16 protein-coding genes are annotated in these 17,891 nt (G+C 61.9%); 8 read left to right on the forward strand and 8 right to left on the reverse strand.

The features are described from left to right. Positions 1 to 144: 144 nt before the first annotated feature. From PMN64_RS22285 to PMN64_RS22295, 3 genes are all read right to left on the reverse strand, one after another. Positions 145 to 1,044 carry an HNH endonuclease gene (locus PMN64_RS22285; protein WP_411782184.1) on the reverse strand — a complete coding sequence of 300 codons (900 nt, stop codon included), beginning with the start codon at positions 1,042 to 1,044 and terminating at the stop codon, positions 145 to 147. Beyond that, positions 1,041 to 2,696 (reverse strand): ATP-binding protein, encoded by a 1,656-nt coding sequence (locus tag PMN64_RS22290; RefSeq protein ID WP_411782185.1) that lies wholly within the window; start codon positions 2,694 to 2,696, stop codon positions 1,041 to 1,043. The genes PMN64_RS22285 and PMN64_RS22290 overlap by 4 nt, the downstream gene beginning before the upstream one ends. Positions 2,697 to 3,839: 1,143 nt before the next feature. Then, positions 3,840 to 4,403 carry a TetR/AcrR family transcriptional regulator gene (locus PMN64_RS22295; protein ID WP_411782186.1) on the reverse strand — a complete coding sequence of 188 codons (564 nt, stop codon included), beginning with the start codon at positions 4,401 to 4,403 and terminating at the stop codon, positions 3,840 to 3,842. 107 nt (positions 4,404 to 4,510) lie between these two features. On the opposite strand from PMN64_RS22295, the gene PMN64_RS22300 reads away from it, so the two are divergent. Beyond that, positions 4,511 to 5,167, forward strand: a complete 657-nt coding sequence (locus PMN64_RS22300) for a glutathione S-transferase (protein WP_411782196.1) — start codon at positions 4,511 to 4,513, stop codon at positions 5,165 to 5,167. A gap of 167 nt (positions 5,168 to 5,334) precedes the next feature. Here the strand turns inward: PMN64_RS22300 and PMN64_RS22305 are convergent, their stop codons facing one another. After that, a complete protein-coding gene (locus PMN64_RS22305; protein WP_411782187.1) occupies positions 5,335 to 5,934 on the reverse strand; it encodes an NADPH-dependent F420 reductase in 600 nt (199 codons plus the stop codon). 41 nt (positions 5,935 to 5,975) lie between these two features. After that, positions 5,976 to 6,710, reverse strand: a complete 735-nt coding sequence (locus tag PMN64_RS22310) for an SDR family NAD(P)-dependent oxidoreductase (protein ID WP_411782197.1) — start codon at positions 6,708 to 6,710, stop codon at positions 5,976 to 5,978. 314 nt (positions 6,711 to 7,024) lie between these two features. Between PMN64_RS22310 and PMN64_RS22315 the strand changes: the two genes are divergently transcribed. Continuing rightward, entirely contained in the window at positions 7,025 to 7,921 is an 897-nt protein-coding gene (locus PMN64_RS22315; protein WP_411782188.1) for a LysR family transcriptional regulator, read from the forward strand. A 251-nt stretch (positions 7,922 to 8,172) separates the two neighbouring features. Here the strand turns inward: PMN64_RS22315 and PMN64_RS22320 are convergent, their stop codons facing one another. Both PMN64_RS22320 and PMN64_RS22325 read right to left on the reverse strand, forming a co-directional pair. Continuing rightward, positions 8,173 to 8,409: a hypothetical protein gene (locus PMN64_RS22320; protein WP_018271197.1), complete on the reverse strand. Its 237-nt coding sequence runs from the start codon at positions 8,407 to 8,409 to the stop codon at positions 8,173 to 8,175. A gap of 387 nt (positions 8,410 to 8,796) precedes the next feature. Then, positions 8,797 to 9,942, reverse strand: a complete 1,146-nt coding sequence (locus PMN64_RS22325; RefSeq protein ID WP_411782189.1) for an NAD(P)/FAD-dependent oxidoreductase — start codon at positions 9,940 to 9,942, stop codon at positions 8,797 to 8,799. Positions 9,943 to 10,260: 318 nt separating this feature from the next. On the opposite strand from PMN64_RS22325, the gene PMN64_RS22330 reads away from it, so the two are divergent. After that, positions 10,261 to 11,499: a serine hydrolase domain-containing protein gene (locus PMN64_RS22330; protein ID WP_411782190.1), complete on the forward strand. Its 1,239-nt coding sequence runs from the start codon at positions 10,261 to 10,263 to the stop codon at positions 11,497 to 11,499. A gap of 79 nt (positions 11,500 to 11,578) precedes the next feature. On the opposite strand, the gene PMN64_RS22335 is transcribed toward PMN64_RS22330, so the two are convergent. Then, positions 11,579 to 12,232: a glutathione S-transferase family protein gene (locus PMN64_RS22335; protein ID WP_411782191.1), complete on the reverse strand. Its 654-nt coding sequence runs from the start codon at positions 12,230 to 12,232 to the stop codon at positions 11,579 to 11,581. Positions 12,233 to 12,894: 662 nt separating this feature from the next. Between PMN64_RS22335 and PMN64_RS22340 the strand changes: the two genes are divergently transcribed. The 5 genes from PMN64_RS22340 (at position 12,895) to PMN64_RS22360 (ending at position 17,842) form a co-directional block, all read left to right on the forward strand. Next, the gene (locus PMN64_RS22340; protein WP_411782198.1) at positions 12,895 to 13,431 is read left to right on the forward strand and encodes a helix-turn-helix domain-containing protein; all 537 of its coding nucleotides are present in this window, start codon (positions 12,895 to 12,897) and stop codon (positions 13,429 to 13,431) included. A gap of 176 nt (positions 13,432 to 13,607) precedes the next feature. Next, the gene (locus PMN64_RS22345) at positions 13,608 to 14,636 is read left to right on the forward strand and encodes an adenosine deaminase (protein WP_411782199.1); all 1,029 of its coding nucleotides are present in this window, start codon (positions 13,608 to 13,610) and stop codon (positions 14,634 to 14,636) included. Positions 14,637 to 14,677: 41 nt separating this feature from the next. Further along, positions 14,678 to 15,802, forward strand: coding sequence for an MFS transporter (locus tag PMN64_RS22350; protein ID WP_411782192.1), 1,125 nt, complete (start codon positions 14,678 to 14,680; stop codon positions 15,800 to 15,802). 112 nt (positions 15,803 to 15,914) lie between these two features. After that, positions 15,915 to 16,388, forward strand: a complete 474-nt coding sequence (locus PMN64_RS22355) for a VOC family protein (protein ID WP_411782193.1) — start codon at positions 15,915 to 15,917, stop codon at positions 16,386 to 16,388. A 188-nt stretch (positions 16,389 to 16,576) separates the two neighbouring features. Further along, complete coding sequence (locus PMN64_RS22360; protein WP_411782194.1) at positions 16,577 to 17,842, forward strand: serine hydrolase domain-containing protein; 1,266 nt, start codon at positions 16,577 to 16,579, stop codon at positions 17,840 to 17,842. The last annotated feature ends 49 nt before the right edge of the window (positions 17,843 to 17,891 follow it).

Here is a 17,891-nt window from a genome sequence, read left to right on the forward strand (position 1 = left end):
CATACCGGCGGCGACGGGGATGGTAACCTAGCGAATATGCGTGCTCTTCCATCAGTGCGTCACGTGATCCTGCATATCGCCACGCTCATGCGAGCTACGCGATCGGTTTACTGAGGTTGTGGAGCGATTGAACAGCCGGGTTCGCTAAGGTTGTGCCGCGCCGGCAAGATCATCAAGTATACTTGGTGGCATCGGAAGTACCTCCTTAAATCTGCCATCACAGAATTCGTTGTGAGTGGCGAGAGCATGGAGAAGAGTTGGACGCCAATGATTGCGGTAGAACGCACTAAGCTCATAGCGCGCTTGCAACGACAGAAAGCGCCGAACGCCGTTTGCGCTTCCCGCTCGATGTGATGTATGCAACGCCACAGCGTGACTGCTGAGATAAGCATTGATCTCCTGTCGGTAACGCTGATTCAACCTCAGAGTTGTAAATTGGTGGGTTAGGCGCCCGATGAGCTCGAGCGGTGCAGCAACTGTCCCGTCGATTGCAAAGTCAACAACTAGACTTGGTCCTCTAATATCTACTTCGGCTTTTAGGAAGTCGACGTCTGGTATCGCATCAAAGTATGCATGCAGAAGCCGCTTCTCCGCTTCATTCTGACCTCCAAAGCCAGCCAGCTTAACGTGGTTGCAGTGGTGACAGAGCGGAACGAGGTTGCGAGCGTAGATTGAGAGCGTCTTGAAAACCGAGCGAGGCAGATAATGGTCGAGTTCTCTTGCCGGAGAGATGCCGCAGATTGGGCATAGAGTTACACCCGAGAAGATCAGATTCCGAACAGACCAGAGCTTTCTCTTCTCTTGCGTGAAGTCATACGCGTCGTATAGGGCGTCTACTAAATGTTCCGAGAGCGCTGTCCCCTTGAGTACATCGAGCGGTAGGCCTGCACCTTCATCGTAGCGATCGTATAGCTCGAGAATAGCGTCAATGTCTTCAGATGTCGCTGTGTAGCCCCTTACCTCACCGTTGTACCGATAAGTCTTAATCGCCTTAATCAAATCTTCTCGCGCGGCGGCGCGGGATGGCAAAGGGAGGTTTCTCAAGCGTCCTCTCCTTTCGTTGCAAGTCGCGAGAGAACATACGCTCGAGCTTGGGCGCTTAGGCCAGGCGTAAAGAATTCGTCAATTTCTTGAAGCGTGTCACAACCGTCGATGAGAAGGTCGAGAATCTTGTGAAAGTCGGTGCTCGACGCGGTGAGGCCGAATGTGCCGTAGCTGAGGAGGCCTATGTTTTCTCCAAAGGTCTCAAGGGGCGGTGTGGCGATCTCCAGTCGGTCGCCGACACGCTCGACAATTCGAACGTGCCGAGCGAGTGTTTCTTGAAGCAAGACAGGCGAGTGGGTAGCGACGACGCAAAAGGCGTTTACTTCAGTTAAGACCAGACGCACCGCGTGCATGAGCGCAGCCATCAACGGCGGATGTAAGTGAGCTTCTGGTTCATCAAATAGTATAAGCGAACGCGGCTTCGCGTTGGCGACAAGCGAAGCTAGTACGTGTAAGGCGATCTTGTGGCCCGTGCTCCAGCCCAAAAAGATTTGCCTCGCTCGGCGGGCGGATTCAAGAATCTGGTCGGTCTGTTGCTTTAGATCGGTGAAGGATGGGTCTGCAACCAACGGCTCTAGTGCCGCTCGAAAGAGTTCGGTCGTTTGATCATTACGAATTCGCGATAGTAGACTGGCAAATTCTTCAGCTAGAAAATCAACAGACTTAAGTCTCGTCGAGGTGCGACGTTCGACCGCTTCGCTATCTCCGGCCGACTTCTCGGCTAGCTCGACATCGTCTCGCACTTCAGCGGCGATGTCCCTCAAGCCGCAGAACACAAACCGTCCTTCGCCGTTCTCAATATCTCTCGTTATCTGCGATAAGTCCCTAGTCGCAAGTCCGGGGACAATGAAGCTGTCGAAAGCGCTGTAGGAAATTGTGATTACTCGCATGAACCCAATTGACGGAGGGCTCAGTGCACCAAGGTTCTTAATTTGCGGGTTGATTCGCTCTTGCGGTGAAGCGAAGGCAACATGCGCCAAGCGCGACAGGAGGGTGCTCTTCCCGGAACCGTTTCTGCCGATAAGGACAATGATACGATCTGGTAGCAGGGTTGGCTTCCAACTTGGTCCGACTCGGCGATGAGAGCCAAAATAAGTAATCGGCTCCGGGGCGCTGAAGTCTAGTCGGATGGCGTGGTCGGTGCCACTCGGGGTGAAACTGAAGCCCGTGTCCAAATTTGGTAGCGCGCCAAAGTTACCCTGAAAGAGGATCGTGGCATCGGCCAAAAAGGTGCGCCAGTCAGAATTGTCACGAAAGACGGAAACGCTCCAGCCTTCTTCCCTCGAGAAATCATCGACTAACTCTGGATGAGCTACAGCGTCGTTCAGAGCACGCATGATAGAGGCGCGACGCTCAGCTGGGACATCGTTCAGACGTTGATAGTAGTCGAGGCTCGTCCCGACAGACACAAACTCTGGGCCGAGCCGTTGAAAAGACTCTTGAATGAGCGGTCGATCGGCGGCTGTCTGACCACGCTTCAATATTTTGACGCCACCTAGGTACGTGACGTCGCGTGGCTCGTTACTGTGCCGATAGTGAAGATGGTAAAGCGTTTGAAAGCCGTAGTCGTTCCAGTTGTCACGCTGTAAGGCGAAACGGCTGGAGAAGGATTTTACAGTACTTCGTGACGGCGGATAAAGCTCAATTGCCATTGTGTGCGCTGATATGTTGGTTATGTTTACCTGAGGGAGCGATTTGGAAGGAAGCTGGTACAATCCAAGATTGCAGGTGTGGCAATTGTTGTCCAGTCGGATGGCGTGAAGTCCAGAATACGATGATCGATTTCCGCGGCGAACCTCGATCGAGTGCTTAATGCGATCGCTGTCTGCGAGGGTCTGTGTTTTCGGCTGGCACGTGAGCCGCAGCTCTGATTTGCGCCCTCACGCAAATCAAATCTCAAATCTCGCATCTCCTTTGCCTGCGACAAATCACCCCGACGGGCAACTCACCAAAACCTGTCAATCCCGAGATAAGAAAATATTCCGCTTGGCGTTTGACCCAACTCAGATGTTCAATATGCGCGTCTCACCCGACACGAGGGGCGGATCGCGGTCGTCACGAACGTGGTGTGGGATGCGGTGGACGCTGAGTGCGCAGTTGACGAACGCGCATGAGGCGGACGGTGAAGTCGTGTGGTCCTGACGCCCTAGTGGTAGGTGTCTTCCGCGAGATGCGAAGCATCTTCGCGAAACGGTGACAAAAAAGCCCAGTCTCGCCGGGGAGAGCACGAAGTAAGCCGCACAACCATCGCGCAGGGAAGGCCGGATGTTTCCGGTTACACCTGTGGTCCTACCCCCGAGCTCTCTACCCATTGCTCGGGGCCCATGGGTGCGATCGGCACCCGGTCTTCCCTGCGCCCTCTGATCGAAGAGGGTGAAACCAACAGCAAGGCTCGGACGATTGTCGTCGCGAGAACGCGTTGTCATATCTGACGCTGTTTGACACGGTTGAACCGAACTGTGCGCTGTTCATCCGGCGCGGCCAGGGTGTCTCCCCACTGTTCGAACGGCGCACATCTGCCGATCACTGCTCCCTCTTGAACAAATCTTGGAAGATGAGCGGGCCCCAAATGCGGCCGCGTGCGTGCACCAGCGAGCGTAGCCCGGATGAGCCAACGGGTCGCGCGAACGCGCGCCCGATGACGGGCTCCGCGATATCCGGGGCACTTCCTGTCAGCGTGTCGCGTGGTGTCCCGCATATCGCTTCGCTCATGCGGGCTACTCGCTACCATGGCTTAGAACAATCGAGTGGGAGTAGGGCGTCGCCGCCTCAGCTCGATCTGACATTCGGGCCAGCTATGCCGGCAGAAGACCCGCGGCGCGATAGCTGTCGATCATCGAGTCGTAGAGCGAAACATCGGAGCGGCTTCTGGCGACGAGCTGCGCGCCGGCGACGGCGGCGAAGATGGCGCGGGCCCGCTGTTCGCTCTTTCTCGAACTGACCAGGCCCGCAGCTACCAACAGCTTGCTCAGCCACGCCACGTTGACGTCGGCAAAGGTCTGGACCTCCTTCTTCACTGCGTCCGGCAGGTGGTCGACTTCCGCGGACATGAAGCTGCAGAGGCACATGCGATTGTTGCTCTCGAGCGCTTTGCGAAACACGTCGGGATATCGACGCAGGCAGCGGACAGGATCGGGCGTTTCTGCCAGCATCGACTCGAGTTGGACGGCGGTGTCCTCCCAGTAGCGCCGCGCGACGGCCACGCCGAGATCGGCCTTGCTCGGGAAATGGTGATAGATGCTGGCGGCCTTGATCCCGACTTCGTCCGCGAGATCGCGGAAATTCAAGCCGCCATAGCCGCGCGCCTGCGCGGTCCGCTTTGCTGCCGCCAGGATGGCCTCCCGAGAGCTTGAACTCACTTCGTCGCCTCACTGCTTCGTTATCTACCAAGTGACAGATAGGCGTTGACCGGCCGGATTTGAAGGCTAGTTTGAACCTACCAAGTGACAGGTAGACAGGAGTCATGATGAAGATTTACGATTGGCCAACTGGCCCATATCCGGCCCGCGTTCGCATCGCCCTGGCCGAGAAGAACCTGCGGTCGCAAGTGGAGTTCGCATTGGTCGATCTCTACAAGGGCGAGCACAAGAAGCCCGAATTCATCGCCAAGAACTACTCCGGCACCCTGCCGGTGCTCGAACTCGACGACGGGACCTTCATTGGCGAGTGCACGGCCATCACCGAGTACCTTGACGCGCTCGATGGCGCGCCGACGCTGACCGGCAGGACGCCGCGCGAAAAGGCCGTGATCCACATGATGAGCAAGCGCGCCGAACTGGAACTGCTCGACGCCATCAGCGTCTATTTCCACCACGCCACGCCGGGTCTTGGGCCTCATGTCGAGATCTATCAGAACCCCGAATGGGGATTCCGTCAGCGCGACAAGGCCCTCAGGGGGATGCACTACTTTGACGGCATTCTGAAAGGACAGCCGTTCGTCGCCGGCGACGCATTCACGATGGCCGATATCACCCTCATCGGCGGCTTGATATTCGCGGGACTGGTGAAGGTGCCGGTGCCGATGGAGTGCGAGACTCTTTTGGCATGGTATGCACGGATGCAGGAGCGTCCCAGCGTCAAGAACCGGATAACGATGTCCGAGCCGATCAAGGCACTTGATTGAGATCGTAGTTTGCGAACACCGCTCTCGTGCGACTTGCGCGAGAGCGGATCGGCAAGATCGCAAGCGTAGCCCGGATGAGCGCAGCGACATCCGGGGTTTTCCGATCGGCGCTCCGCGTCTCGTCCCGCATGTCGCTCCGTTCATGCGGGCTACGGATCGCAAATCCGTTACTGCTCCTTCTTGAACAAATCCTGGAAGATGAGTGGGCCCCAAGTGCGGCCGCGTGCGTGCACCAGCGCGCCACCCTCGTTGAGCTTTCCCAGCTTGACGGGTGCGAACCCGAGTTGTTTGGCCAAGGCTGCCACGGGAGCGGTCGCGTCCTCGTCGTCACCAGCCAGAAAGACCACCCGGTGGCCGCCCTCGACGATCGGATCGGCAGCCAGCTTGGCCGCAACCAGGTGATTGAACCCTTTGACGAGCTTGGCGCCGGTGAACGCCTTTGCGACGAAGGCGGAGGACGGGAGGCCGTCCAGCTCTTCAGGGACTGGAAACGCGTTCATCGCGTCGATGACCGTCTTGCCTTTCCAGCTCGGCAGGGCCTTCGCAACCTCGCGATGCTCCCCGAACGGGACCGCCAGGATGATTGTGTCGGCCTCGAGTGCTTCCCGCAACGACTTGGCGATGACCGCGGGTCCAATCGCCCGAGCCTGCGGCGCCAGCGCCTCGGGCGGCCGGCGGCTCGCGACGGTCACCTCGATGTTCTTGCGGGTGAAGGCGTGGGCGAGGGCCTGGCCTACCGCACCGAATCCGACAATCGCATAGCTCATGATACTTCTCCGATCCGTGTTGATATTGATTTCCCGGCCGTTCAGATCGCCGAGAAGCCGCCGTCGACAGACAACTCCACCCCGTTCACGAAGCTCGAATCGTCTGAAGCAAGAAACAGCGCGGCCGCCGCAATTTCCTCGGGACGACCCATCTTTCCCCGCGGGATCAGGGATTCGAACATCCGCTTCGCCTCCTCGGTGAGGACCTGGTCCTGCATCGGTGTGGCGATCGGCCCCGGGCTCAGCACGTTCACCCGGATATTCCTGCCCTTCAGTTCGTTGAGCCACGTGCGTGCGAATGAGCGCAACGCCGCCTTGCTCGCCGCATACACGCCGTAACCAGGAAAGCCTTTCACCGACGCAACCGACCCGGTCATGAAGATCGATCCGCCATCGCTGAACAGCGGCAACGCCTTCTGAACCGTAAACAGCGTGCCGCGCGTGTTCAGGCCGAAGGTCGCATCGAAATGCCGCTCGGTAATCTCGCCGAGCGGGACGGCTTCGCCGATGCCGGCGCTCGCGTATAGGACGTCGATCTTGCCCTTTTCCCGCTTGACCGTATCGAACAGGCGGTCGAGGTCGTCGAGATTGGCCGCGTCGCCGCGCACGCCGGTCACGTTCCGGCCGATCAGCCTGACGGCCTCATCGAGCACCTCCTGCCTTCGGCCGGTGATGAAAACATAGGCGCCTTCTTCAACGAACCGCCGGGCGCTCGCCAGCGCCATGCCGCTCGATCCACCCGTGACGACTGCAACCTTACCCTCAAGCTTTCCCATGACTTCTCCTTTCGTCGTGTCGGACAGCGTCTCTGGTCCCATTTGCGAGATGGCCCCCGAGAACCTCGACGTAGCTCCGCCGGCGTCAGGCGTTGAGTGCGGAAGCGTGCACATCGGTGGTGCGAAATCGATCCGGCTGGACGACTGACGCCAGCCGCGACGATCGGTGTCCGCCGTTCGGAATTGGGCTGCGCTTGTCGGCGTGGCTACGGCTTGGGCTATGATGATCGCCCGTGCTACCCACATACGAGATGCCGTCCGACGTATTGGACACGGGCTTCGGAAGGCGCACCCCAGCGGTGCCGGATTGCACCATGATCGACTGGGATGACGTTCGCTACTTTCTTGCCGTCGCGCGCGGAGGGTCGGTGCGGGCTGCCGCCGAGCGCCTCGGGGTGAACCACTCGACCGTGCTGCGACGCGTCGCCCAACTGGAGGAACGGCTCGGGGCGCAGATGTTCGAGAAGCTGCCTTCGGGCTACCGCCTGACGGCTGCGGGGGAGGAGGTCCTCGAGCTCGCGGAACAGATGGAAGCGTCGTCGCACCAGCTGGAGACGCGCGTTTTCGGCCGCGACCAGGGCGTGCGCGGGCGTCTGCGGGTGACGCTGGCACCGCCCCTCGCGACGCACCTGCTCATGCCGGACTTCGCCGATTTCGCGCGTCTGCATCCGGACATCGAAATGGAAATCCTGTCATCCGGCGGGCTGGCAAATCTGACCAATCGAGAGGCCGACGTCGCGATCCGCGTCGTCTACGACCGCAAGACCCTGCCGCTCAATCTTCACGGCCTGAAGGGACCGGAGCTGTTCGGAGGCATCTACATATCCCGCGATCGACTGGCCGCGTGGCGTGCGGGCGCGCCTGATCCCGTCAGGTGGATCGTCATCAGCATTCACGGAATCCCGGACTGGGCCCACGAGGGCGAGGTTCGCGCCGCCGAGGTTCCGTTCAGGGCCACAGATGCCGAGGCACAGATCGTCGCGGTGCGGCAGGGGCTCGGGATGACGACGCTGCCGTGCTTCGTCGGAGATGCCGACCCCCTGCTGGTGAGGGTGCCGGGCACCGACCTGCACATGTACGGGACGCTCTGGCTTCTCACACAGGGGGAGACACGCAAGACGAAGCGCGTGCGGCTCTTCACCGAGTTCGTATCCCGCAGGCTCGCCGCGTACGCGCCGCTTCTCGCCGGACTGTCCGCATCGCGCGACTGACGCGCGGCGGGAGTCAAGACGAAGAAACGTTCTGCAACGACAAATCAACTCATTGGGCACGATGCGAACGATCGAGCAGGCGTAGCCCGGATGAGCGAAGCGATGTCCGGGGCATTGCTATCCGCTTGTCGCACGGTATCCCGCATATCGCTGCGCTCATGCGGGCTACTCGCTGTTTCAGCGTCGCGACGGCGCAGCGCGTCGGTCAAGCGGCTAGGGGGCAGCCCGACCGATCGATGCGCGCGGCGCGATCAATATGGACCGGGCTCGCAGGGGACGTTGTTGCCGGTCCAGGGCGCGGTGGCGAATGAGCCGACGCGCGGCGCCGGAATGCAGGCGCGACCGTCGACATAGACGGGCTCGGTCGGCGCGGCGGCGCTCGCCTCCGCGACGTGGCGGGACACGGCGTGGGTCTCACGCGCCATTGCCGGCGACGCGATCATGGCAACCGCGATCAAAGCAGCCGACAGGAGTTTGACGTTCGTCATTGAGTTTCTCCGTTTTGTTTATGGGGCCAAGGAGTCTGGCCTCGTCAGATATTTGTGCGCAGCAACGGCGGACTTAAATGCAATCATCACTCACGCCGGCTCAACGCTGCGTGAGCAATGCGATCCTCGCCGTGCGATGCAGACCATCACCGACAGGCCGGATGAACGAAGCGTAATCCATCACGTCCTCGCGTGATGATCGTGAGGGTGCGTTACGTACGCGTTGGCACTCCGACGGGTTCAGCAAGCGTAGCCCGGACGGGCGAAGCGATATCCGGGGGCGTGTCGTGGTGTCCCGCACATCGCTGCGCTCATGCGGGCTACCCGCCGGCGAACCCGTCCTGCGTGCCTAGGAACTTTCGGACGCAAACGCCGCACAAAACTCCGTCATGGCGCGAGCTCTGCTCGGACCTCGCCGAGCAGCGCCATGCCGCCGAGCCGGCCGAGTTCGTCCGAACATTTTGCGCTCTTGCCGTAGCAGCAGAAGGCGACCGTGACGCGCTCCGAAAGCGGTCCGATGCAGGGCAGGCCGCTGTCGCCGAAGGTGGTCATGCAAGGCACGACGCGGCGTTCCTCGAAAGCGAGGTCGCGAACGCGGTCAAGGATCTGTCCTTGAAGCCGATCGGCGACTTCAATCGATCCGCCCGAGCGGAACCAGTCCTTGATATCGGCCTCGCTGTCGAGCGGAAGATCGACCGGATCGCCGCCGAGCTTCAGCCAGGTCTGGCCGTCCGGATAGAGGATCGGCGGCAGGATGTAGGGATTGTCGCCCTTGGGCCCGAGACAACGCATCGACGGCATTCCGGCCAGGCGTTGAACCTCCGCCGCACCAAGTCGGAACAGCGCCGCGGTTCGGCCATAGACCGTAAAACCCAGCGAGCGGCCGAGCAGCGATTGGGTGTGCCCGCCCGCCGCGACCAGAACGCGCTCGGCCTCGACGCTGCCTGATCGCGTCCGGATCGTCACGCCGGAGCCGTTTTCCGAAATCCCCAGCGCGGGTTCGTCGATGATCCGGGCGCCGGCGCGCTCCGCCGCGATCGTCTGCGCGCGGACCAGGCGACGCGGGCTGATGTATCCGGCGTTGCGCGGCTCGAAATAACCCTGCATTCCCGCCGTCGATCTCAGAAACGGAAAGCGCTCCGCGAGCCCCGCATCATGATAGGCTTCACACCGGATCCCGTCTTCGGCGCAGACCCTGCCGATCGAAGCAACATCGGTGGTTTCGCTGTGGCCAATGTGAAGCCCACCGGCTTCCCTATAGAACTCCACGCCGCTCTCCGCTGAAATCTCGCCGTAGCGCGAAATCGCAGCACGGTTCGCTTGCCGCCAGAACGGCCCCGGATCGTAACTCCGCGTGATGCGGCCCTCGTCATAGTGGCTGCCGAACACGCCGCCATGGCGCGAAAAATCCGCCGGCTCATCGGGCCCGATCAGCGCAACATCGTGGCCCATCTTGCTCAGATGCCGCGCAGCCGCCGACCCGATCAGGCCGCGTCCGATCACTGCAAGTTTGATCGCTTGATTGGTGCTCACGAATAGGTCCTGCGCTCTGCCTGCATCAGCGGTGTGAAATCGACCATGTCATTTCCGATGCTCTGGCAGCAAGCATAATCCAGCCGAGCGCGCAGCAGGACTGGCGAAGCGTGATCCGCCACATCTTGAAGCCACGCGCGAGGCGGCGGGTTGCGCGTCGCTAACCGCCCTGCGATATCCGCCAGACTTTTCGCGACTGCCGGAACGCCGGCGCAAGCCCGTGCCTGATGACGCTGCTTTCCGCACGAACGTTCCACCGCCCCAACTTGAAACAAACAGTCACGGTGATTTCACTCGCGCTGAACGGAGTTGTATGAGATGATGCAACCAAAGGTCAACATCATGCATCTTCATCGGCAGGAGGACGAAATGAGCGACCAGATGATCGACGCGACGACAAGTCCCGCACAGATCGTTCAGCAGGCGGCCAAAAAGTATCTCGACATCAGCAACGCCCCTGGCTGCTGCATCGCGGTCTATGACGAAAAATCGTTCGGCACCAAGGGCTACGTCTACCCCAAGGGACTGTCAGGTGTGGCGGGCTCTTCGCCCGCGCCATTCAGTGTCACGACCGACACGGTGTTCGAGATCGGATCGGTGACCAAGGTGTTCACCAGCACATTGTTGGCGGTGGCGGTCAAGGCGGGCGGGCCTTCTCTTGACGACGCCATCGGCCCTTATCTGAACCTCTTCAGCGCGAGCGCGGTGGGAACGCCGGTGCTGGACGCCATCCAGCTCGTGCAATCCGCCACCCATACCTCCGGCATGCCGGAGCAGCCGGGGGACGGCTTGACCGGCTACAGCGAGCAGCTGTTTGCGGACGAGCCGCCTTCCAGTGAACTCATCAACTGGTGGAATCAATATGATACGCCGCCGCAGGGCTGCTGGCAGTATTCGAACATCGGCTTCGTGACCCTGGGCTTTGCGGTCACGCAGATGTTTGCGAAAGACAAGGGCCATAACTACAACGAGATCCTGGCCGAATACGTCACCGGTCCGCTCGGCATGAAGCAAACGGGAGCCGTGCTCAACTCGTCGTGGAAGATCGCGCAGGGATGTATCGGGCATTGGAGCAAGAGCTCTGAGCCGCCATACCAGATCGTTTTCGACCGCAACACGCCGACCGGCGGCACAGCCTTTGATCTGAAAACCACCGGCGACGATATGATCAGGTTTCTCGCGGCGCAGATCGCGGCGCCGAAGGGGCCGCTCGGGTCGCAGATCGCGCTCACGCAGCAGAACCAGGGGACATTCCCCATCTGCGGGGAGAAGACCAGCGTCACCATGGGCCTCGCCTGGCAGATCACCACGGACACGCAGGGCCATACCGTTTTCACAAAGAACGGCGCGACGAGCAGGGGCGGATTCGAAGCGATCGTGATCGTCGTGCCGGAATTGCAATGCGGTGTCGCGGTGCTGAGCAACCAGTATTACGATGCGTCGGGCGTGCACCCCGCGGGGATCGGACCCGGCCGCACCGCACTGGAGATTATTTCGCAGCTTCATCCAGGATTCGAGCTGACCGAACCGCTGCCAGAACACGATCCGTTCGACTAGCAAAGCTGGCCCGGACAGGCGCAGCGATGTCCGGCGGCTTTGCCATCTGCGCGAGGGCCTGTCCCTGATGTCGCCAACGTCAGCCGGCCGGTCGCTTACCCGTGTTGACCGCCAGCTGAGCCTCGAAAGCCCGGCGGTAAGCCGGCCGGGCTTCGCCGCGGGCGACATAGGCGGACAGACCCGGATATTCGTCGAGAATGCCCGATGCTCTCAGCCTGAGCAGCACCGACACCATCATCAGGTCGCCGGCGCTGAACGCGCCGTCGAGCCAGTCGGCCTTGCCGAGGCGGGCGGAGAGTTGCTTCAGCCGCTCGCGGATGCGATCCATGACCAGAGGCAGCCGCTCTTTGGTCCAGGGCTTGTCGCTCTCCAGAATCCTGGCGGTCATGAGTTCGAGGATCGGCGGTTCCACCGTGTTGACCGCGGCAAACATCCAGGTGATTGCGCGGGCGCGGGCATTGGCATCGCCCGGCAGCAGGCCGGCATGACGTTCGGCGATATGCAGCACGATCGAGCCTGTCTCGAACAGCGCGAGATCGCCTTCCTCATAGGTCGGAATCTGGCCGAAGGGATGCAGCGCCAGATGCGCCGGCTCCTTCATCGCCTGGAACGAAACAAGGCGGACCTCGTAAGGTTGGCCGACTTCCTCGAGCGCCCAGCGAACGCGGGTATCCCGCGCCAGTCCCTTGCCGCCATCGGGCGACCGTTCGAAGGCGGTAATGATGGGGGGCATCGTTTCTCTCCATGTCCTTGCGTCCCGAGGACGAGCGGGCGGCGCGCGCCCCGACAGCCGATTCCGGAATCTTTTGGCCAAGCATAGCCCGGATGGAGCGCAGCGAAATCCGGGACCGGTCCTGCCAAAGGCGAGAACCCCGGATTTCGCTGCGCTCCATCCGGGCTACAGGCTCGCGCATGCGTGTCACGCAGTCGAGTTTCCCCGACGCAATTCAATTCCTCTCGCGCTGCCTGCGACGGGCAAATCAGCGGCTCGCGCAACACACTCAGTGTCGTCCCTGCGAAAGCAGGGACCCATAACCACCGATGGTCATTGTTGAGCGATGCCAGAACGACGAGTCCTGTTCCCAACCCCGGCCGCGGCGTATGGGTCCCTGCTTTCGCAGGGACGACAGCGTGCTTGCGGAACGGTTGCGGCCACCGCATCGCGCGGCCGGACCGGACAGGAATCTTCATCGTGATGGCGGTGTGCGGTTTCGCCAACCACCCTATGCAAAAAAAGGAAGACTGCCGTGACCGGGCTCGTGAGATGCCTGTGGTTCGACCAGCGCCAGGCGCGCGGCTGCGGAGTGTACGCCGCAGCCGCTCCTGGTAGCGGTGTCCGCGGAGCATGTCTTCGCTGACCCGCGCCACGAGTTGCAGAACAAAGTCGGGTGAATGATGGGTGATCAAGGCCGCGGGTTGCGAAGAATGCGATTGCTTCGTCAGATGAAGCAAAGCCACCTCGCTGAATTGATGGGTGTGGATCAGGCGACCGTGTCGCGCTGGGAGCGCGGCATTCTCGATCTGTCCGAAAGCCAGTGGATCTCGGCGCGCCGATTGCTCATGGGTCCGTGCGAGCCGGCCCAGGATGCCGCCCTGAAGCGTCTCGTCGAATCCTCGACGCGCAAGGTCCATCTGGTGTGCGACCTGACGCACCGGCTGCTTGCCGCATCGGCGCCCAGGCAGGCCGAATGGCGAACCGGCTTGTCCGAATTCCTGGGCAAATCGCTACGTGTCTATGCCTCTCCGGAAATCCTCGCGGCCGACACCGCGCTCAATGATCTCGGCTGGTATGATGGGCAGCTCAGCTCGCTCGAGGTCAATACGGGTCCGAACTCCGATGCGGACCTCGTGATCCTTCCGGGGCGCATGCTGTGGGAGCGCATCATGCTCGCCGACGGTGCCCCCGCACGGCTGGTCACCACCATTGCCTGAAGCAGGGGGAGGCTGCCTGAGCCGGATAACGTTCGCATATTTTATGCGTGGCGACCTTTCGACAAAGGCTGCTAGGTCGGGCTCGTACGGCAGATGAGCTTTGGCCCGCGCATCCGTTTGGATGCGCCGGAATAAGCCCTGAAGCGGAACACGCCCGAGGCCAGAAATCGCGTTCAATGAATTCCGTTCCGTTGTTTGACATCAAGGCCGTTCCGAAGGCCGAGCTTCACGTGCATGTCGAGGGAACACTGGAGCCGGGCATGCTGCTCGATTTTGCCCGCCGGAACGATGTGGCGATTCCGTACCGCTCGATGACCGACGTCCTCTCGGCGTATCGCTTCTCCGATCTCCGGTCGTTTCTGGAAATCTACTGGGCCGGCCTGACCGTGCTTCGGACGGAGCGCGACTTCTATGAGCTGACGCGCGCGTACCTGACCCGCGCGCGGGAAGACAATGTCGTTCATGCGGAAATCTACGTTACCCCGGCCGACCATACCGAGCGCGGCGTGCCGTTCGATGCTGTCATGGACGGCATCAGCGCCGCTTTTGCAGACGCGCGACGCGATATCACCGGAGGCATGATCCTGTGCGTTCGCCGGCATGAGCCTGTTGAAGAGGCTTTCGCCGCGATCGAGGCGGCACGCCGCCGGCGCGACGGCGTGCTGGCCCTCGGACTCGGTGGACCGGAAAAAGGCTACCCGCCCGGACCCTTCGACGAGGTCTTCGCCCGCGCCCGCGCGCTTGGCTGGAAGACGACCGCGCATGCCGGTGAGGAAGGGCCGCCGGATTATGTGACCGAAGCGATCGACAGGCTGGGCGTCGATCGCATCGATCACGGCGTCCAATGCGAGGCCGATCCGGCACTGATGCGGCGCCTTGCCGACGAGGGGACGCCGCTCACGGTATGCCCGCTGTCGAATGTGGCGCTGCGGATCTTCCCCGATCTCCAAGGTCACAATCTGCGCCGGCTGCTCCACGCCGGCCTCTGCGTCACGGTCAACTCCGACGACCCGGCGTATTTCGGAGGTCACGTCAACGAGAACTTCGTCCGCGCGGCAGCGGCGTTAGGCCTGACTGCCGAGGAACAATTGAGCCTCGCCGACAACAGCCTCAAGGCTGCGTTCATGGATGAAGCGCGGCGTCAGGCCTATCGGCGCGTCATCAGGGACATCAGGCCGCCCCGTCCAGACCGGTCACCTGCATGACGACTGACAGTCCCGGGCTCCGCGTCTGGCTCGCCGTCATCGTGCTCGGCGTTGCTTCGTTCACGATGGTCACGACCGAGTTCGCGCCGGTCGGGCTGTTGTCCCAGATCGCCCTCGATCTTGGTCGAGACCAGGCCGCCGTCGGGCTCACGGTCACGCTCTATGCCTGGATCGGCGCTGCCAGTGGCCTGTTGTCCACGGTTCTGCTGCAACGTTTTCCCCGCAAGCCGCTGCTCGTTGTTCTGATGCTGGTGCTGTCCGCGAGCAATCTTGCGGCGATGCTTTCCGACAGTTTCACGGGGTTGTTGCTGGCGCGGGCGGTCGGTGCCGTCGTTCACGGCTTCTTCTGGGCGATGGCGGCCGCGATCGCAACGCAGATTGCGCCGTCTCATCGCATGGGTGTTGCGACAGCGATCGTGCTCGGCGGAATCTCGATGGCAACCGTCATCGGCGTGCCGCTGGTCAACCTCATCGGACAGAACAGCGGATGGCGCGCGGCATTCGGCGTGATCGGCGGCGTCGGATTGTGCACGTCCGTCCTGATGGTCGGGGTTCTTCCGCGGCTCCGGGCCGGATCGCCGGCAGGATGGCAAGCGCTGGCAGCGGTGGTTCGCCGACAGGACCTGCGCAGAATCTATGCCGTAACGGCGTTCATGGCGGCGGCGAATTTCGCAGCCTACACCTTCATCGAACCTTTCCTCGGCGAGATCGCGGATGTGCCGTCCTTCATGATCGGCGTGATGCTGTTCGGTTTTGGCGGAGCAGGATTTGTCGGCAACATCCTGACCGGTGTTCTGATCGATCGCTTCATGACATCCGTCATCACGTGGGGACTGCTTGCCCTCGCGGGCGCGCTCGTCGGGCTTGGATGGTTTGGCCCGCAACTGGGGACCGGCACGGCCGTTACCTTGCTCGTCGTCTGGGGCGCCGCCGTCGCGGCGCTGTTCGCGGGCCTTCAGACCTGGATCTTGCGTGCGGCCGGTTCCATGGCAATGTCCGCGGCCGCGATCCACTCGGCCGTCATCAATTCGGCGATCGGCGTCGGAGCCATTCTTGGTGCCCGGATGCTGACTCTCTCGGATGTATCCGGAGTGATGCTGATGGCGGGAGTGATCGTCATCGTGCCGCTCGTGATCATGCGCGTGGGCCGAAGTGGCGAAACATGATCCGCGATGGCGAAACACGTTGTGGAACGAAAGCCTGCGCCGCGTCGAACCAGGACCATAATCAAGGTTTATGCCTTCCATCCTGCTCGATCATCCCTGGAAGGAGACTGCCATGACCGATCTCGTCACATGCCTCTGGTTCGATCAGGGCCGGGCGCGCGAAGCGGCGGAGTTTTATGCCGCGACGTTTCCCGACAGCCATGTCGGCGCAGGCCATCAATCTCCGATACCGGGCATCGGGCAGGGTGAGGAGCTGACGGTCGAGTTCACCGTGCTCGGCCGGCGTTTCGTCGGGTTGAATGGAGGCTCCAACTACACGCCGAACGAGGCGGTCAGTTTCATGGTGCTCACCGACAGCCAGGAGGAGACCGACCGCTACTGGAATGCGGTCACGTCCAACGGCGGCGAGAAATTGCCGTGCGGCTGGTGCCGGGATCGCTGGGGCTTTGCCTGGCAGATCACGCCGCGGCGGCTGCTCGAGCTCGTCAACAGCGCCGACCGCGTCGCCGGCAAGCGCGCGATGGAGGCGATGATGACGATGAAGAACATCGACATCGCCGCGATCGAGCGCGCGGCGGCGGGGTAATCCGCGTGCCGGAATGATCTGGCCCGGGCTCGATAGTCGGGTGTCCGATCGAGCTGGTATTTGCGGCGCGCGGCCATTCGCGTTGCGGCGTGCGCTCGCCGCGACGGTCACCCCGGCGCAAACGCAGGATGTGCCTGGTGCTGTCGCGTGATACGAAATTCGCATTCGCAGCTCTGGAGCCAGCCCTGATGTCCGTCGCAGCCGCCGCCGCCAATCAACAGCAAAATCTCACCGCCGCCGAATCCGATCCGCAAACGCTTGGCTGGATGCAGGGCTTTCCGCCGCCGCAGGACAGGACCATCACCTTCCAGAACGGCTCGTTCCGCAGCTTCCCCGAATTGCGCTGGGCCTGGAGCAACATCCGCCAGCTGGTGCCGACCGTGAATGTCTGGCGCGGGGCAGGGCCGGCGTCGGTGCTGCCGCGCGAAGACCGTGATATCGGCGCGTCGGCATCGGTGACGATGGACGGCCGCCCGATGACCTTCGCGCGCATGCTCGAGGAGACCTATGCCGACGGCATCGCCGTGCTGCACCGGGGCAAGTTGATCTACGAGCGCTATTTCGGCGCCTTGAGGCCGCACAAGCCGCACATCGCGATGTCGGTGACGAAATCGTTCACCGGCACGCTCGCCGGCATCCTGATCGCCGAGGGCAAGATCGATCCGCAGGCGCCGATCACCGATTACGTGCCGGAGCTGAAGGCAAGCGCATTCGGCGATGCCCGCGTGCACGAGGCGATGGATATGACCACCGGCCTCAAATACACCGAGGTCTATACCGACAAGAATTCCGACGTGTGGGGGCTGCGGCGCGCCAACGGCATGGCGCCGATCGAGCCGGGCTATGAGGGCGCGACCAATATCTTCGATTTCCTCTGCGCGCAGCAGAAGCAGGGCGAGCATGGCAAGGCGTTCGCCTACAAGACCGTTAACACCGACGTGCTGGCCTGGATCTGCCGCCGTGCCAGCGGCATGACGCTGTCGGACCTGCTTTCCGAGCGGATCTGGGCGCCGATGGGCGCCGAGGAGGATGCGCATTATCACGTCGACCGCATCGGCACCGAAAGCGGTGGTGGCGGATTGTCGAAGACGCTACGCGATCTCGCCCGCTTCGGCGAGACGATGCGCAACCACGGCCGCTTCAACGGCCGCCAGATCGTGCCGTCTCAAGTGGTCGAGGATATCGCGTGCGGCGGCGACCCCGGGAAATTCAAGCCGGCCGGCTACACCACACTGCCAGGGGCATCCTACCGCAATCAATGGTGGGTGACGCACAATGCGCACGGCGCCTTCATGGCGCGCGGCGTTTATGGCCAGGGCCTCTATATCGATCCGAAGGCCGAGATGGTGATCGCGCGCTACGCCTCGCACCCGGCCGCCGGCAACGCCGCCAACGACCCTGTGACGCTGCCGGCTTACATGGCGCTGGCCAAGGATTTGATGGCGGGAGGGTAGAACGAAGGCAGGTTGGTTCCCTCGCGCAAGACGCGTAGCCCGGATGAGC

Origin of the sequence: Bradyrhizobium sp. UFLA01-814, assembly GCF_046718885.1 — a bacterium.
Classification (GTDB): Bacteria; Pseudomonadota; Alphaproteobacteria; order Rhizobiales; family Xanthobacteraceae; genus Bradyrhizobium; species Bradyrhizobium elkanii.

Excerpts from the sequence above, each read along its gene's own strand:
- PMN64_RS22290 (WP_411782185.1), bottom strand. The coding sequence starts at position 2,696 with ATGGCAATTGAGCTTTATCCGCCGTCACGAAGTACTGTAAAATCCTTC.
- PMN64_RS22300 (WP_411782196.1), top strand. The coding sequence starts at position 4,511 with ATGAAGATTTACGATTGGCCAACTGGCCCATATCCGGCCCGCGTTCGC.
- PMN64_RS22305 (WP_411782187.1), bottom strand. The coding sequence starts at position 5,934 with ATGAGCTATGCGATTGTCGGATTCGGTGCGGTAGGCCAGGCCCTCGCC.
- PMN64_RS22310 (WP_411782197.1), bottom strand. The coding sequence starts at position 6,710 with ATGGGAAAGCTTGAGGGTAAGGTTGCAGTCGTCACGGGTGGATCGAGC.
- PMN64_RS22315 (WP_411782188.1), top strand. The coding sequence starts at position 7,025 with ATGATCGACTGGGATGACGTTCGCTACTTTCTTGCCGTCGCGCGCGGA.
- PMN64_RS22320 (WP_018271197.1), bottom strand. The coding sequence starts at position 8,409 with ATGACGAACGTCAAACTCCTGTCGGCTGCTTTGATCGCGGTTGCCATG.
- PMN64_RS22330 (WP_411782190.1), top strand. The coding sequence starts at position 10,261 with ATGATGCAACCAAAGGTCAACATCATGCATCTTCATCGGCAGGAGGAC.
- PMN64_RS22335 (WP_411782191.1), bottom strand. The coding sequence starts at position 12,232 with ATGCCCCCCATCATTACCGCCTTCGAACGGTCGCCCGATGGCGGCAAG.
- PMN64_RS22340 (WP_411782198.1), top strand. The coding sequence starts at position 12,895 with ATGGGTGATCAAGGCCGCGGGTTGCGAAGAATGCGATTGCTTCGTCAG.
- PMN64_RS22345 (WP_411782199.1), top strand. The coding sequence starts at position 13,608 with ATGAATTCCGTTCCGTTGTTTGACATCAAGGCCGTTCCGAAGGCCGAG.
- PMN64_RS22355 (WP_411782193.1), top strand. The coding sequence starts at position 15,915 with ATGACCGATCTCGTCACATGCCTCTGGTTCGATCAGGGCCGGGCGCGC.
- PMN64_RS22360 (WP_411782194.1), top strand. The coding sequence starts at position 16,577 with ATGTCCGTCGCAGCCGCCGCCGCCAATCAACAGCAAAATCTCACCGCC.